Source organism: Bifidobacterium sp. W8103 (assembly GCF_016100775.1).
Lineage (GTDB): Bacteria > Actinomycetota > Actinomycetes > Actinomycetales > Bifidobacteriaceae > Bombiscardovia > Bombiscardovia choladohabitans.
Genome location: NZ_JACFRV010000001.1, coordinates 661,454 through 675,589, shown reverse-complemented (window position 1 = coordinate 675,589; position 14,136 = coordinate 661,454). Strand labels below are relative to the sequence as shown.

Here is a 14,136-nt window from a genome sequence, read left to right as displayed (position 1 = left end):
GACGGGCCTTAAGTCCGGTCGTCGTCCTCCAGTCTAGCCAGGGACGCTCCCAAGCTAGCGGTGCGAACTTGGAGCTTGCTGAATGTCCTGCTCGGCCTCTGGCTGCTCGGCGTGGGAGAAGTTGCGCACCTTCAGGGAGACGGCCAAGGCGGCCAGAATCAGCACCAGGGTGAAGACCAATCCGTAGTGGGTGCCCCTGGTGAAGGCCTGGGCTTTATCAACTCCGGCTGCCTGCCCTTCGCCCATGGCCAGCAGGGAGGTGGTGATGGCCGTGGCCACGGCTCCCACAATCTGCTGCATGGTGTTGATGATCGTGCTTCCGTCGCCGGACTGCGGGCCGCTCAGGGAGTTGAGCGCGTAGGTCTGGGCCGGTGACATGGCCAGGGGGCAGCCGATCATCAAAATGATGTGGGCCGCCACCACCAGGGCCACAGGCGTGTGCGGGCCGGTGAACAGGAGGATGACCGTACCCACCAGTGCGATAAGGAATCCGCAGCGGACGGGCACACGAGCCCCGAAGCCGTCATAGAGCCGGCCCGCGAAGGCCGAGACCAGGGCGTTGATGGCGCCGCCGGGCAGCATGAGGATGCCGGTCATCGCCACGGGCAGGAGCAGTCCCCGCTGCAGGAACTGGGGCAGTAGATACATGGAGGAGAGGATGACTGCGAAGTCCAGCATGACCAGGGTGGCGCCGTAGCGGAAGGCCGGGATGGAGAAGATGCGCAGATTGAGCACCGGGTGTTCCAGGCCCAGCTGACGACGAATATAAAGGACCAGGGCTACGAGGGCTACAACCAGGATGGTCAGGGTGACCGGGGAGAGCCATCCGTACCGGCTGGCCAGGCTGACTCCTGCCACCAGTCCGCCGAAGCCGACAATGGACTCCAGAATAGATGCCAGGTCGGGCCGCTGGTGGGTGATGGTCCCTACATTCTTCAGGAAGCCGACGGCGAAGATCAGGGCCACAACCAGGAATGGGGTGAAGAACCAGAAGATCCAGTGCCAGGTCAGCTTGCCCAGGATGATCCCGGTCAGGGTCGGGCCGATGGCGGGGGCGAACATGATGACCAGGGCGCACATGCCCATGACCGTGCCCAGTCGCGCCGGCGGGAAGATCAGCATGGCCACGGTGAACATGAGCGGCAGGATCAGGCCGGTGCCGATGCCCTGGATCACCCGTCCTGTCAGAAGGACGGGGAAGGTGGGGGCCATGGCCGAAACAACCGAGCCGGCCAGGAAGGCGACCAGGCCGAAGATCACGGTCTGCCTGGTGGTGAACCACTTGGAGATCAGACTGGAGAAGGGCAGGACGATGCCGATGACCAGCATGTATCCCGTGACCAGCCACTGCACGGTGGCAGCGGGGATCCGGAAGCTTTCCATCAGGTTGGGCAGGGCGATATTGAGCGAGGTCTCGCTCAGCATGCCCACGAAGGCCCCGATCATCAGCGCGGCGATGGCCGGCCAGGGATGGGGGACGGCCGGGCGTGACCGGTGAACGGAGGCAGAGGTGGACGTGTTTTGCAAGATAATGATCTCCTTCTTCAGACAAACAGCACGCCATCTTAGGGAGGCGGTCATTTTTTCGTAAGTCGGCATGTCTACTCGCTTCGCCGAAGGCGTGCCACATCTGGACGGAAAAGGTTATGCTCGGGAATGGTCGTCAGAGACCATAAGGAGGGTGTGTGTGGATTGGCATGCAGCGGTCTACGGGTCAAGAGCGGGTGGTTCAGGAGGACATGGCTTCTATGATCCGGGCGACGAGGAGGAGGGACGGACCTTTGGCGACACGGACACCATCTCTGACGCCGCTCTGCGCCGGTTGGGCGGCAAGGCCTACTTCCGTGCCCATCAGCTGCTGGATGACCGCCGCTTTACAGACCTGCGCCTGCGGCACCTGGGGGCTTTGACCGTTCTCAAGGGGCGTGTGCCCGCCACCTATCAGCCGGATGGCGACTGCATGGTTCAGGCTCGGCTGGACGAGCAGGCCCATCGGGTCATCGACTCCTCCTGCACCTGCCGGGCCTTTGGGCGTCAGGGTCCTGCTTGCAAGCATGTAGTCGCCCTGATCATGGCCTACAACGAGTCCAGTCAGGCCTTTTCGGGATCGGATGACTGGACCGGCGACCAGGGTAGGTCCCGGTCCACCCGATCGACCTCGGGACCCCTGGCGGCCTACATGCACCGGCAGGAGGGTCGGCGGCGGCAGGCCTTCCGTGACCGCCAGCTGAACCTGCTCAAGCAGGAGAACGGTCCGGTCGGCGGCCGTCACCTGCCCATCGGATCGGTCGGGCTGATTCCCGACCTGACCAGTGAACGCGGTGGTTGGCTGGTCCGTCTGCACATCACCCTGTCCTCACATGGGGTCGCCTACCTGGTCAAGGACCTCCGGGCCCTGCTGCGCGCCGTGGATCAAGGCGAATTCATGTCTTACGGTCGGCGGCTGGCCTTCATCCACTCCCGTGACACTTTTGACGACCGGGCCCAGGCTCTGCTGACCATTCTGGAAAGGGCCGGCGCCATCCGCCGTAGCCTGGCCGAACAGGAGGGGGGCATGCGCCGCCGTCTTACACGCGCAGGGTTGGCGGGGATCCGGCTCAGCGACGACGAGGTGGCGCAGATCCTCGACCTGTTCGTGGATTCCGGGCTCACCCTGGACTACACGCCTCCCGAGGATTCCTTCCTGCAAACTATGCCTGCCCCCGTGGTCGCCGGAGACCCGGACCCGGGTATCGCGGTCAGCAAGGAGGCGGACGGCTATCGAATCACCCATGCCCTGGTCGTGGAGCGCTTCATCCTAGGCCAGGCCTCTTCTTTCGTTATCGTGCGCCCCTCGCAGCCGGGCTTAGGGCTGGATCCGGGGCCGGTCATCCACCGTTGCAGCGCGCGTTTCATGCGTCATCGGGACCTGTTGGAGACCCTCTGCCGTCCTGGCGAGGATCGGGACCTGCATCTGGATGCAGACGACCTGGACCTGTTCGCCCGGACCGTCCTTCCCGACTTGGATCAGGGCGCCCAGGAAGGATCAGGGCTCTCCGCCAGTCTGCCCGAGGAGCTGGATGCCCGGCGACGGCCACCCTGCAGGATCGAGCTTTATTTGGACAGGGATCGGCAGGGGGTCAGCTGCGATCTCAAGGCCCGCTATGGGGACCGTCTTCTGTCCGTCGGCGCTGACCCTGCCTCGGAGGATGAACCCGGCAGGGACCGGGAGAGCGAGTCTTTGGCCCGGCAGACGGTCCGCCGCTATTTCCCCCTGATGGAGGAGGGATTGGCCCGCATCCCCGAGGAGAATGAGGAGGCCATCCACACCCTGCTGACCCGGGGCCTGCCCGTGCTCAAGGGCCTGGGACGGGTCTTCTCCACCCCGGCCTTCGACGGGTTGAGCGTCGTCTCCCATCCTCAGATCCGCGTGGGTGTGAGGGTGCGCTCCGGTCTGGTCGAGATTTCGCCCATCGCCGATGAGGTACGGCCCGAGGAGGCCGCTGCCATTCTGGCCGATCATCGCCGTCGTCGGCGCTTCCATCGCCTGCGCAACGGGGCCTTCGTCGAGTTGGCTGATCTGAATACCGAAGCTGTGGACACCCTGGCCGAAGACCTGGGTATCGACCCGGCTGATCTGGCCAAGGGGCCGGTCCGTGTGCCTGAATTTCAGCTCGGATACCTGGATGCGTTGGTGCCCGAGCAGGACCGTGATTCCAGCTTCCGCGATTACCTGAAGGATCGCAAGCCTGACCCTCAGGGGTTCAGTGTCCCCGACGGGCTGCGCGGGAGGCTCAGGCCCTACCAGGTCGAAGGGCTGCGTTGGCTATGCACCCTGAGCGACCGCGGATTCGGCGGTATTCTGGCCGACGAGATGGGTCTGGGCAAGACCATACAGATGCTGGCCTACCTGCTCTCCCGTCGGGATCAGGCCAGGGATCGGGGGCCTTCGCTGATTGTCTGTCCGGCCTCCTTGGTCTACAACTGGGAGGCTGAGTGCCGCCGTTTTACGCCGGATCTGCGGGTGGCGGTCCTGGCCGGAGGGCGCAGCCAGCGTCAGGATCTGCTGGATCACGCCAGGTCCTACGACCTGCTGATTACTTCATATGATCTGCTCAGGAGGGACCTGGACCGGTATCGGAGCCTGCCCTGGTATGCCTTGGTCTTGGACGAGGCCCAGTACATCAAGAACCATGCCACCAAGGCCGCCCGGGCTGTGCGCGCTCTGGACAGCCTCCACCGGTTCGCCCTGACCGGTACACCCATCGAGAACCGGCTTTCCGAGCTTTGGGGCATCTTCGACTTCCTGATGCCGGGGATGTTGGGTCCCTACTCCCGGTTCAGGGACCGCTTCGAAATGCCCATACTCAGCGGCGATCAGGATGCCCAGTCCCGGCTCCAGGCCCTGGTGGGGCCCTTCATTCTGCGCCGGCTCAAGTCACAGGTGCTGACGGATCTGCCCGAGAAGATCGAAAACGTGATCAGCGTGCCCCTACAAGGTCGTCAGCGCAAGCTCTATGCGGCCCTTGAGCAGGAGCTGAGGGCTACCCTCAACAAGGAAAGGGACCAGGAGTACGAGGTCGGCAAAATCCAGGTCCTGGCCCAGCTGACCAGGTTGCGGGAGGTCTGTTGCGATCCGCGTCTGGTCTACCAGGATCAGGGCCGGGACCGGCGTGGCGATTCGGCCAAGCTGGATGCCATCGAGGATCTGGTGGTCTCCTGCCAGGATGCCGGACGCAAGATGCTGATCTTCTCCCAGTTCACCTCCTACCTGGACCTGATAGCCCAACGCCTACGTCGGCTGGACGTGTCCTACGACCTGATCACCGGCGCCACATCCAAGAAGCGGCGGCTGGAGCTGGTGGAACAGTTCAATAGGGATGCCACGCCGGTTTTCCTGATCTCTCTGAAGGCCGGCAATACCGGGCTCAACCTGACCGGAGCCTGCGTGGTGGTCCATGCGGACCCCTGGTGGAACGCCGCAGCCCAGGAGCAGGCCAACGACCGCGCCCACCGGATCGGTCAGACCCAGGACGTCAACGTCTATCAGGTCGTAGCCAAGGACACCATAGAGGAACGCATCCTCAACCTGCAGCACAGCAAGAGCGACCTGGCATCGCGCTTTGTCGATTCCGCCGCTTCCACCGGCGCTTCCAGCGTGGCAAGACTGAGCAGAAAAGACCTCCTGGCCCTGTTGGGTTGATTGTGATCGCGTCAGGATGTGAATCCACTCGAATCTCATGGTCGGTGCTCTTGAATGCGGTGGCATCATCGATGGCGAGACCCTTGGGCCATGGTCCGGTTATTCTTGGTGCGGTAGTCAAATCGAAAGACTATGTGCATGAGCAGATTGACGGCTGCCCCTTCGGTGTTTTGTCGGTTCGGCGGCGGTCGATTATCGGGTTATGGGAGCCTGGCCATTTTCAGCTCCTTTGATGATGGGAAGCTGGAGGAGAGAGCATGATCAGCGGCGTGCAGATGTTCTGGTCAGAGTTCATGGGAACGGCCCTTATGATGGCCATCGCCTTCATGGTTGCAGCCAGCAGGTCGCTCCCCAGGACAGGGGCCTATCGAGCCGACTGGATCAACGCTTCGCTGGGTTGGGGTCTTGCTGTCTATGTAGGCGTATATGCGGGGTGGAGAACGGGCGGCCATCTCAATCCGGCCGTGACCCTGGCCAGGGTGGTCGGTCACTGGATTGATCCACAGGCGACCTTGAACGGTCTGGCCATGGGCAAGGGCGGCATTCCGGTCACCTTGGCCAATGTGGCCATCTTCGTTTCCGCCCAGTTCCTGGGGGCTTTCTTCGGCACCTGCCTGGGCTACCTGGGCACTCGCAAGCATTTCGAACTTCCGACCGATACAGATACCAAACTCATGGTTTTCTGCACCAAACCGGCCATACGTTCGAATTTCTGGAATCTGGCATCGGAGGCCATCGGTACGGCCATCCTCGTTACCTGGGTTTTCCTCAATGGAGGGACACCTACCCAGGTCGGGCCCCTGGGCGTGGCCCTGGTCATCACGGTTCTGGTCATGGCCCTGGGCGGGGTTTCTGGTGCGGCCATGAATCCTGCACGTGACTTTTCCGCTCGATTGGCTTACTGCCTTCTGCCCATGTCCGGCGAGAAGGATGCGGACTGGAGCTACGCCTGGATACCCTTTGTCGGGCCGATCGTCGGAGCCTGCATCGGGGTGTTAGCGCCTGCCTGGATGGGGCTTCTGCCTTGATCGTCGGCATGGAAAAGCCCCTGGCCCTGTCAGGGGGTTATTGCGACAGGACCGGGGGCGAGTTGGTCAAGGGAGCTCGAGCTCAGTAGCTGGCTGAGGTGGGCTCCTGGAAGCGGACTGTCAGCCCGCGACCGTGGTGAAGGAACATCTCTGCACCGTGGCGGTCGACGTCGCGATGGGTGAAGAGCATGCGGATGGCGAATGCCGTCTGGGCATCATCGGGCAGGTCCAGGAAAGCCTTATGGGCATCCCAGCCGTCGGCCGCGACAGCCTTGTTGGGTACGTAGGCGTATCCATAGCCGTCCTCGTCCACGTAGCCCAGGAAAGGCAGGTCCCATGCCTGGTGGTAGCTCAACTGATTTTTGTAATCCTCGACCTTCTTGAGGGCTTCGTCGCTGATGCCGTACTTGCGTGCGACCTCGTTGGCCTTGGCCGTCTTCGCGGCGGCATCTTTTCCGAACATGGAAGTATCAACAACAATGACTGTATCGTCTGCCATGACTGACCTTTCTGTATGACGGCCTGCACGTGTGACAATCGACATCATGACCGTGCAGGGCCATGACCGTTCAGGTGACCGTCCATCGTCGACGGTGACCTCTGGATGCAAGATTCCTTCCACTTGCAAGAATACCAAATTTCGTCTGCGGATAGGGGCAGGGAACCGTGAGGTTCGCCATAGGTGGCTGTCATTAGTGAGAAACGTGTCCGACTGTGTTCGCATGCGGTAAACTATCAGCCCAGGTCGGCCTCTCGATCCCTGCGATGCCGAAGCAGGCACATCAGCGCCAGGCCGAGGATGGCAGTGCCGAAAGTCAGCGCTGCAGGCATGACTGGGTCTGAGCCTGAGGCGGCCAGGGCTTGGGAATCCGTAGAGGACTTCGCCTGGCCATCAGAAGATTGGCTTCCCGGTGCCGTCTTTTGGCTATTGGAACCGGTTTGATCCGGTTTGCTGGGTGCATGATCGGACTCGCTCGGCTTGCTCGGTTCTACCGGCGGATTCGGCTTGTCATGCTCTCCGGAGTTGCCGGAGTTGCCAGGGTCGGCGGGGTTATCTGGTTGATCCGGCTTATCAGGCTTGGCCTGGTAGGTGTTGGTGAAGGTGGGGTTGTTGTCGGTGACGGTGGCTTGGAGCTGGCCTTGCTGGTCGTCGGTGACGTGGACGGCGATCTGGTGCGTGTTCTGGTCGTAGGTGACGCCGGGCAGGCTGCCCTGGGCCTCGCTCACGGAGTATGTGTAGTCGCCGGCCTCGGACAGGGTCTGGTCGGGGAATTCGACGGTCCCGTTGGCCTTGTTGGATGCTTGGGCCGGCTTCCCGCCTTTCTTGTCCTGCAGTAGGAAGTCGAACTCCCCGGCTTTCAGGCCCCGGCCTTCCAGGTGCTTGAAGGCGGTGAGCTTGACCGTGGCCGGCTTGGCCTGGTAGGTGTTGGTGAAGACCGCCGTGTCTATCTTGCTGCCCTTGCTGCCGGTCCACTGCGCCTTGGCGGTACGGTGTAACCGAGCTGCATCGGTTGTCAAAGTGATGGTCAGGATTGCAGCGTTCTGATCATACGTCAGGCCAGGAATGGAGCCGGTTTCCTGGTGGATACGATACCTGTAGCTGCCATCGCCGGGCAAATCATACACGTTGACGGGCACCTGGGTATTTTGGTTGTCGGCGTTGATGGTGATTTGGCTGGGCAACGCTGCGGACGGTGCGCCATCCAGGGGCTTGACATTCAATGCGAAGGAGTCTGTACCGAGCCAGTTCCTGCCTTGGATCCGTACTTCGACTCCGGCAGACACTTCATCGGTGTCCATCATTCCTGTCAGGCCACAGTTGTTGAAATCCAGGGATTGGCTGGCCGCGTCCACCATATCCTCGGCCTTCTGGAACTCAATATCGTTGATGACGGCGCCTTTCATGGTTCCGTCCTCCAGAAAGTCGCTGGCTGAGGAGTTTTCGCTCTGGGTGGCTGTGTCGGCCTTTTGGATTGTTGTAGTCAGGTGGGTCCAGTTCGTGTTCGGAGCGGGGTCGAAGCGCAGGTGGAATTTCCCTGCCGGTATATTGGTCAGTTCGTACTTGCCCTGGGAATCAGATTTTGTGCTCAGATCATCATGTGGGGTGACGACCGACTTGGCGGGCTTGTCGTCAGTATCGTTGAGCAGAGTCACTTTGACATCCTTAAGCAGAATATCTTCCGAGGAGCGGATGCCGTCCCCATTGACGTCGTACCATACGATGCCACTGATGGAACGCTGGACAACCATGGCCTGGGCAGGCATTTGGTTCAATGCATTGCCCCAGCGATTCCGATAGCGGTCACCGGAGGAGTTGTTTCCAGGGTTTATATGGAAGGTGATGTCATAGCGGAATTGGTTGGGCTGCCCATCGATGATGAAGGCCCAGGCGACCACGTTTTCAGGCATTTTCACTTCGCCACTTGTTGGGTTCAAGTCAGCCGCGTCCCAAGAGAGGTAATCCTGGGATTGTATGGAACTCGTGTCATTCACCCGCCATCGAGAATCTGTGGTGTAGCGGATGGTGACTCCGCTCAGACCAGCCCCCGCCGAGGCTTTTATGCTCATATCAGCAAAAGTAGGTTCCCCGTGGAAGTCGGGTTTGCCGCTTGTCTGCTTGTACGGCATGATGTCGATGGCATAGTGATGCTGCTTGCCACTGCCTGGGGTGCTGCTCAGCATGTTGGTGAAGCCGATTGGTGCACCGGCTTCATTGGTATCCTGTACGGCCGAAGTGGAAAGGCTGGTGGTGTTGGTCCGCCAGGCGTGGATGGTGAAGGAGTCGGCAGTCTTCAAGTATGTGTTGGGCTGGGACATATTGTATTTTGACTGGACTGTGGCAGAGGTCGTCAGGTCCTCGTTGGGACCGATGTCTTTGCCAGGGTCAGTCAGGTCGCCTAGGGAGGTGGAGAAGTGGATGACCCGGCTGTTGCCGTCCACAGGGATGTTGGTTAGTGTCCAGGACAGAGTGGTGATTCCGGTTGCGGAGTCCGTGCTCACTGATGGCTCACATGCGGTTCCGCCCTCTATGTGGCCCATTTCAGGCGTGGCTTCCGTATATGTGCCGCCCAATCGGGCGCTACCGGGGATGTAGTGGAGCTTTGCTGGTAGTTTGTCGGTGATGTAGAGTTCGGTTTGGGCGCCCTTGTTGGCTTGGGAAGCTGAACTGCCGGTGTTGATGGTTAGCCGCCAGTCAACGAACCGTTGATCGCTGTCTATGTCAAAGTATTCTTTGGGTCTGGAATTGGTGCTTGTTTGTGCTACGGCGTTGGAGATGGTGTTGGTTTCGCCGGCTACATAGAGGCTGTCCCCGTGTTCATTGCCGCCGGTGTCCCCGCCCAGGTAACCGTTCATTTGATCATAGCGGGCCTTGGTATAGCCGCCGACCGACGTGGCCAAGTCGGGAGATTTGATTTTGGCCAGATCATAGGGGTTCTGTTTCCTGGCCCAGTCCTCCCATTCCTGATCGCTTGAGTTCTCAGGGTTCAGCCCGGCCATAGCTGCTAATTGGCTGCGGGTGAAGGTGCGCGAAACCGATGTCAGCTGGGCTACCGAACCTACCTTGGCGTCGGGGAGGACGTTGATTACAAATCCGCCGAAGCCGAATCGGGAATTCTCTTCGGCAAACCTGGAGGGCGCGGCGGTGCGCCCGCCCAGCAGTATGCCTATAACCGTGCCATGCTTCTTTGCTTCCTCCTGTGTGCTATAGAAGTTCAGATCCTCTATGTTGGCATTGGCCTGCTCAGTGTCGTTTTCCCAGTCCTTCCCGTCGGGTTTGGTGGCGTACATGACCAGGTCCAGCAATGGGTTTTTATCGCTCGTTGTATCATTGTATTTGCCGTTCTGCCAGATGCCATTGCCCCAGGGAAGATCCAGGCCGTCGGAGTCCGGCAGCCCAACTACCTTTGGATCGATCTTGACCAAGGACATTCCCAGCAGTGGCAGATCGGCCTTGCTGGTTTTGAAGTTAAAGCCGGCCGTTACCCGCACTTTGGTCCCTGCGACTGCTGAGTCGGTCCCCCGTAGATTGTCAGGAGCAGTCCACCATCCGCAATCCACGCCGTTATCGAAATAGTTAGACGCCGTCATGCAACTGTACTGGATGATGTTGCTGATGTCTGCCTTCAATGTGCTGGAGCCTTGCGTGAAGATGACGTTGTGCCACATGTCATCGGATTGGTCGGTTTGGTTTGACGTGTCCGTGGGGCCAGAGGCAGGGGGCAAAGACTGGTTTGATAGCGATTTCGCACCCAGGTTGCCGTCGTCGACCTTGCTCTGCAGGCTCAGACCGGTCTGTCCATAGTAGTTGGCCACGTCCTTGCCGCCGACGGTGGAGGGGTTGAAGACATATAGGTAACCAGTGGAGATTTCGGCCACTTCCTGTCGCGTGCAGTCAGTCGAGGCCAGGGCAGGCGTGCACTTGGTGTCTCGTGCATAAGTGTGTCCCAGGTAGGGGAAGGGATCATTGGTTTCATAGTCCTTCAAAGTCAGGTCCAGCCTGAGGCCCTGGCTGCTGCGCTGTTCAGCCACGGTGTATTGACCATTGCCTTGGACCCGGTCCATCCCAGCCGTGCCACCCGTGGATCGGGCATAGCCATAGTTGCTGAGAGTGGGTCTCCAGCCCTGATCGCCGGTGTTGCGCCCGCTGTTGTTGAAGTCGCCGTCGATGGTGCCGATGTCCCAGAAGTAGGGTTGCAGATCCTCTATTTTCGGATAGGCATCTCCGCCAGCGGTCTGCCATAAATTGCTCAGCGACAGGGAAAAGGTTATGGGGCCAATGGGAGCCTCCAGACCCTTGAGACCCTTGGTCCGATCGGGCCAACGCATGTCAACGGCCCAGTTGAACTTGCTGATGATCCCCTTGCGCTTGCCCAGCTCATGGTTGGGGTAATTGCCGGCGGCTGGGGTGTTGAAGTCGAAGGTCTGGTTGCCGGAGCCTTCATTGGTTCCGCCAGTGATCCGCAGGTTCAGATTGAGCTTGGCCGATACAGTGACCGAATCGGACGTGGCCGAAGCAGGATCGGTCTTGGTGGTGGCATCCGGAGCGCCCCAGGCCTGGATCTCGGGGGCGAATTTGCTGCCATTGGGCATGCTTCGGACCCGGAGGACCAGAGTGACGCTGGAGGATCCCGGAATAACGGTGGACAAATTCTCTGTGGCGGTGAGTAGCCGGTAAACGGTTAGCACCTGTGTCGGTTGACCGTCGATGGTCTCTGTAATTTGCTTTGGCTGGTATCCCGGCGTATTGTCCACCCAGCCCATGGGATCCACATCAAAGGTGACCCGATCCTCAGGCTGGCTCAGTTTGAATTGGAAGCCTATTCGGCCCCGGCGGTAACTGGTCGTCTCGTTGCGGGTATTTACGGCGAAAGAGTAGGTGTAGGACAACTTATCGAAGGTGCGCACTATGTCATTGTCTGCATCGTGGTCATTGCCGGGGTTGTTGTCGTTGTCGAAAGGAGCCGTGCCGGTGGAGCGGGAGGCCTGGGACAGTGTGGTGACCACGGCGTCGTCGGTGTCCAGCATGTCCTTGATTGCCGATTTGGCGGTCGGCCTTCTGCCGGGTTGTATGGGCGCGGCCTGGTTCGGGCTGGTCGACTTCGACTCCTGAGTGGTTCGAGCCGTCCCGGACGTGGCAGCGTCTAAGTGCCGAGCCGAGGTTCGGGTCGACGTGGACGATGCCTGGTTTGTCGCAGTAGCTTGCCGTGCATGTGTCGTTGCAGATGTGGATACGGCGGTCTGGGCATCAGCAGTCTGTCCACTGTCGGCTATGGCCATAGTGGGTATCAACATGGCCATAGCCATCAGGCCGGCCAGGATTTTTCCGCTCAAATTACCCTTTGCCACGTTTCTCCTTTTGAGCGCCGACGACCGCTTGGGGCGTCGGCACCGGGCATCCCCTTCAGGTCATCCGGTCGACTGTCTACGATGGTTCTCGAGTCATTCGATGTTAATGATATGGAACAGTATACAAAGTCATTGGCTATGATTGCGCCATTGCTGTGCACCTCCGGAGAAAAGGGTCAACTATGCATACAGCAGGGAGGCCCGCATGAGCCAACGGAATCATCGTGACCTCTCGGTGGCCGATTTTCCGGGTCACGGAATGCGCGAGCGGTCGGCTGTCTACGGGTTCTTCATCGTCATGGGCATCGGCACTTCGGCCTGGATTTCTCGACTGCCGACAGTCAAGGCCAGCCTCGGTCTGCAACCTTCGGGCCTGGCTCTGATGACCATCCTGGGCGGCTGCGGTGCTCTTGTCGGGATGCTGGTCTCAGGGGTTCTGACCGATCGGCTAGGCGTGCGGCGGGCCATGCTGCTGGCAGCGTCCACCTGGTGCCTGGGCATGGTAATCGCGGCACTGGCCGTCACTCTGCGTTCGGTGCCTGGAGTGGTTTTAGGGCTGCTCTTCAATTCGGCGGGAATCAGCCTTTGGGGAACGGTCAACACCGTCGAGGCCGGTGCGGTGGAGCGCTTCTCCTCTCGGTCCATAATGCCGCGCTTCCATGCCTCATATAGCCTGGGCATGTTTCTTGCCTTGGGACTGGGCTCGCTCCTGTCCCATCTGGGTGTAGCCATAGGTGCGCACCTGGCGGTCAATGCGTTGGTCAGCCTGGCACTGGTGGTCGCCTGCGTCCTGCTCTGCCCGGCTCAGCCTCTAGGGGATTACAAGGGCGGCGCTGACGAGGAACGTTCGGATCGGCAGGCGGGGGCAGGGCAATCGTCCGCCTTCGGCAAGCAGTTGGCGGCCTGGGGCGATGCCCTGGTTCTCATGCTTGCCCTGATCAATGTGGCCCTGGAGGCCAGCGAGGGTGCCGTCAATGATTGGAGCGGCATTGGCCTGGTCGATGCCTTCGGTGTCCCTGAGTCTCAAGCCGGTCTTGCTCCCACCATCTTCGCTGCAGCCATGATCGTCTCAAGGTTGCTGGGGACGCATCTGATCGAGCGGTTGGGGAACATGCGCTCGCTGGTCCTGACCCTCCTGGTCTCGGCTCTGGGCATCCTGGTCTATGCTCTTTCGCCCTCTTTTGTGTTGAGTCTTGTGGGCGCTGGAATCTGGGGTGTCGGAGCTGCTCTGGGCGTGCCCATTGTCACTACTTTGGCAACCAAGGATCCAGCCGTGGCGGCCCAGCGTGCTTCGGTCATCTCCACTGCCTACTACGGAGTCTCCTGGATCATTCCTCCGGCCATCGGGTTTCTGGCCGACCATACCGGTGTCAGGCCGGCGCTGTTGCCCTTGGCGTTCTTGCTGGCGGCGGTCACCCTCCTGGTGCCCACGGTGTCCAGACTCACTCGGCAATGATGCTCTTCGGTTGGCAAATCTCCTTCAACCGGTTGTCGGGTGAAGTACGGTCTTTGGGCAGATACTCGGATTCAAACAGCCGTTCCCAAATATTGCCGTACACGTCAGTGAATTGTGTGGCCACAGTAGTCAGCCGACAGCGGTCCTGAGTATCGCCTTAGGTCAGATGGATGCCTTTCCCTGCCAGGTTCTCCAAGCACTCCTGCAGATAGGCGGCATCGTGCTCGGGATAGATGGGGTTCGTCAACGGCACGGCAGTCAAATCCTTGTATGGCGGGCAGTGCCTGCCGCGGTAAAGCGGATCATACCAGGCAGGATCAGGATGGTAGCCGCGCTCGCGCATCGTTGCCATGACCAGCAGATGAAATTGAAAGAGCTTGTATGGGCAGTGGCGGAAGACATAGTCAACGGTGGCATGCCGCCGACCCCAGCCCAGGCCCCGCAGTGCGGTGATCTCCCGATGCTGGCCCAGCAGCTGCTGTCTGGGAAGCAGCCGGATCAGATCCTGATGCCACAGTCGCATGATGCCCCCTCGTTGTGGCCATAAGTGAACCCCTCCTTCAGACTAGCTGCTTGCACCACTGTGAAGCGGACTGGCGGAAGAAGGGGTTGGGGCAGTTCCC

Annotated in this window: 7 protein-coding genes; 3 read left to right on the top strand and 4 right to left on the bottom strand. The window is 60.5% G+C overall.

The features are described from left to right. Positions 1–54: 54 nt before the first annotated feature. The gene (locus H3U90_RS02560; RefSeq protein WP_198176915.1) at positions 55–1,527 is read right to left on the bottom strand and encodes a DHA2 family efflux MFS transporter permease subunit; all 1,473 of its coding nucleotides are present in this window, start codon (positions 1,525–1,527) and stop codon (positions 55–57) included. A gap of 160 nt (positions 1,528–1,687) precedes the next feature. On the opposite strand from H3U90_RS02560, the gene H3U90_RS02555 reads away from it, so the two are divergent. Together H3U90_RS02555 and H3U90_RS02550 are read left to right on the top strand one after the other, a co-directional pair. After that, positions 1,688–5,182 carry an SNF2-related protein gene (locus H3U90_RS02555; RefSeq protein ID WP_198176914.1) on the top strand — a complete coding sequence of 1,165 codons (3,495 nt, stop codon included), beginning with the start codon at positions 1,688–1,690 and terminating at the stop codon, positions 5,180–5,182. Between the two features lie 257 nt (positions 5,183–5,439). Beyond that, positions 5,440–6,210, top strand: a complete 771-nt coding sequence (locus tag H3U90_RS02550) for an MIP/aquaporin family protein (RefSeq protein ID WP_198176913.1) — start codon at positions 5,440–5,442, stop codon at positions 6,208–6,210. 82 nt (positions 6,211–6,292) lie between these two features. Here H3U90_RS02550 and H3U90_RS02545 read toward each other — a convergent pair whose 3' ends face one another. Further along, the gene (locus tag H3U90_RS02545) at positions 6,293–6,709 is read right to left on the bottom strand and encodes a hypothetical protein (protein WP_045934962.1); all 417 of its coding nucleotides are present in this window, start codon (positions 6,707–6,709) and stop codon (positions 6,293–6,295) included. A 236-nt stretch (positions 6,710–6,945) separates the two neighbouring features. Continuing rightward, positions 6,946–11,736, bottom strand: a complete 4,791-nt coding sequence (locus H3U90_RS02540; RefSeq protein ID WP_198176912.1) for a Spy0128 family protein — start codon at positions 11,734–11,736, stop codon at positions 6,946–6,948. A gap of 526 nt (positions 11,737–12,262) precedes the next feature. Here H3U90_RS02540 and H3U90_RS02535 point away from each other — a divergent pair. Beyond that, positions 12,263–13,513, top strand: a complete 1,251-nt coding sequence (locus H3U90_RS02535; RefSeq protein WP_198176911.1) for an MFS transporter — start codon at positions 12,263–12,265, stop codon at positions 13,511–13,513. 157 nt (positions 13,514–13,670) lie between these two features. Here H3U90_RS02535 and H3U90_RS02530 read toward each other — a convergent pair whose 3' ends face one another. Further along, positions 13,671–14,036, bottom strand: coding sequence for a TIGR02328 family protein (locus H3U90_RS02530; RefSeq protein ID WP_198176910.1), 366 nt, complete (start codon positions 14,034–14,036; stop codon positions 13,671–13,673). Between the last annotated feature and the right edge of the window lie 100 nt (positions 14,037–14,136).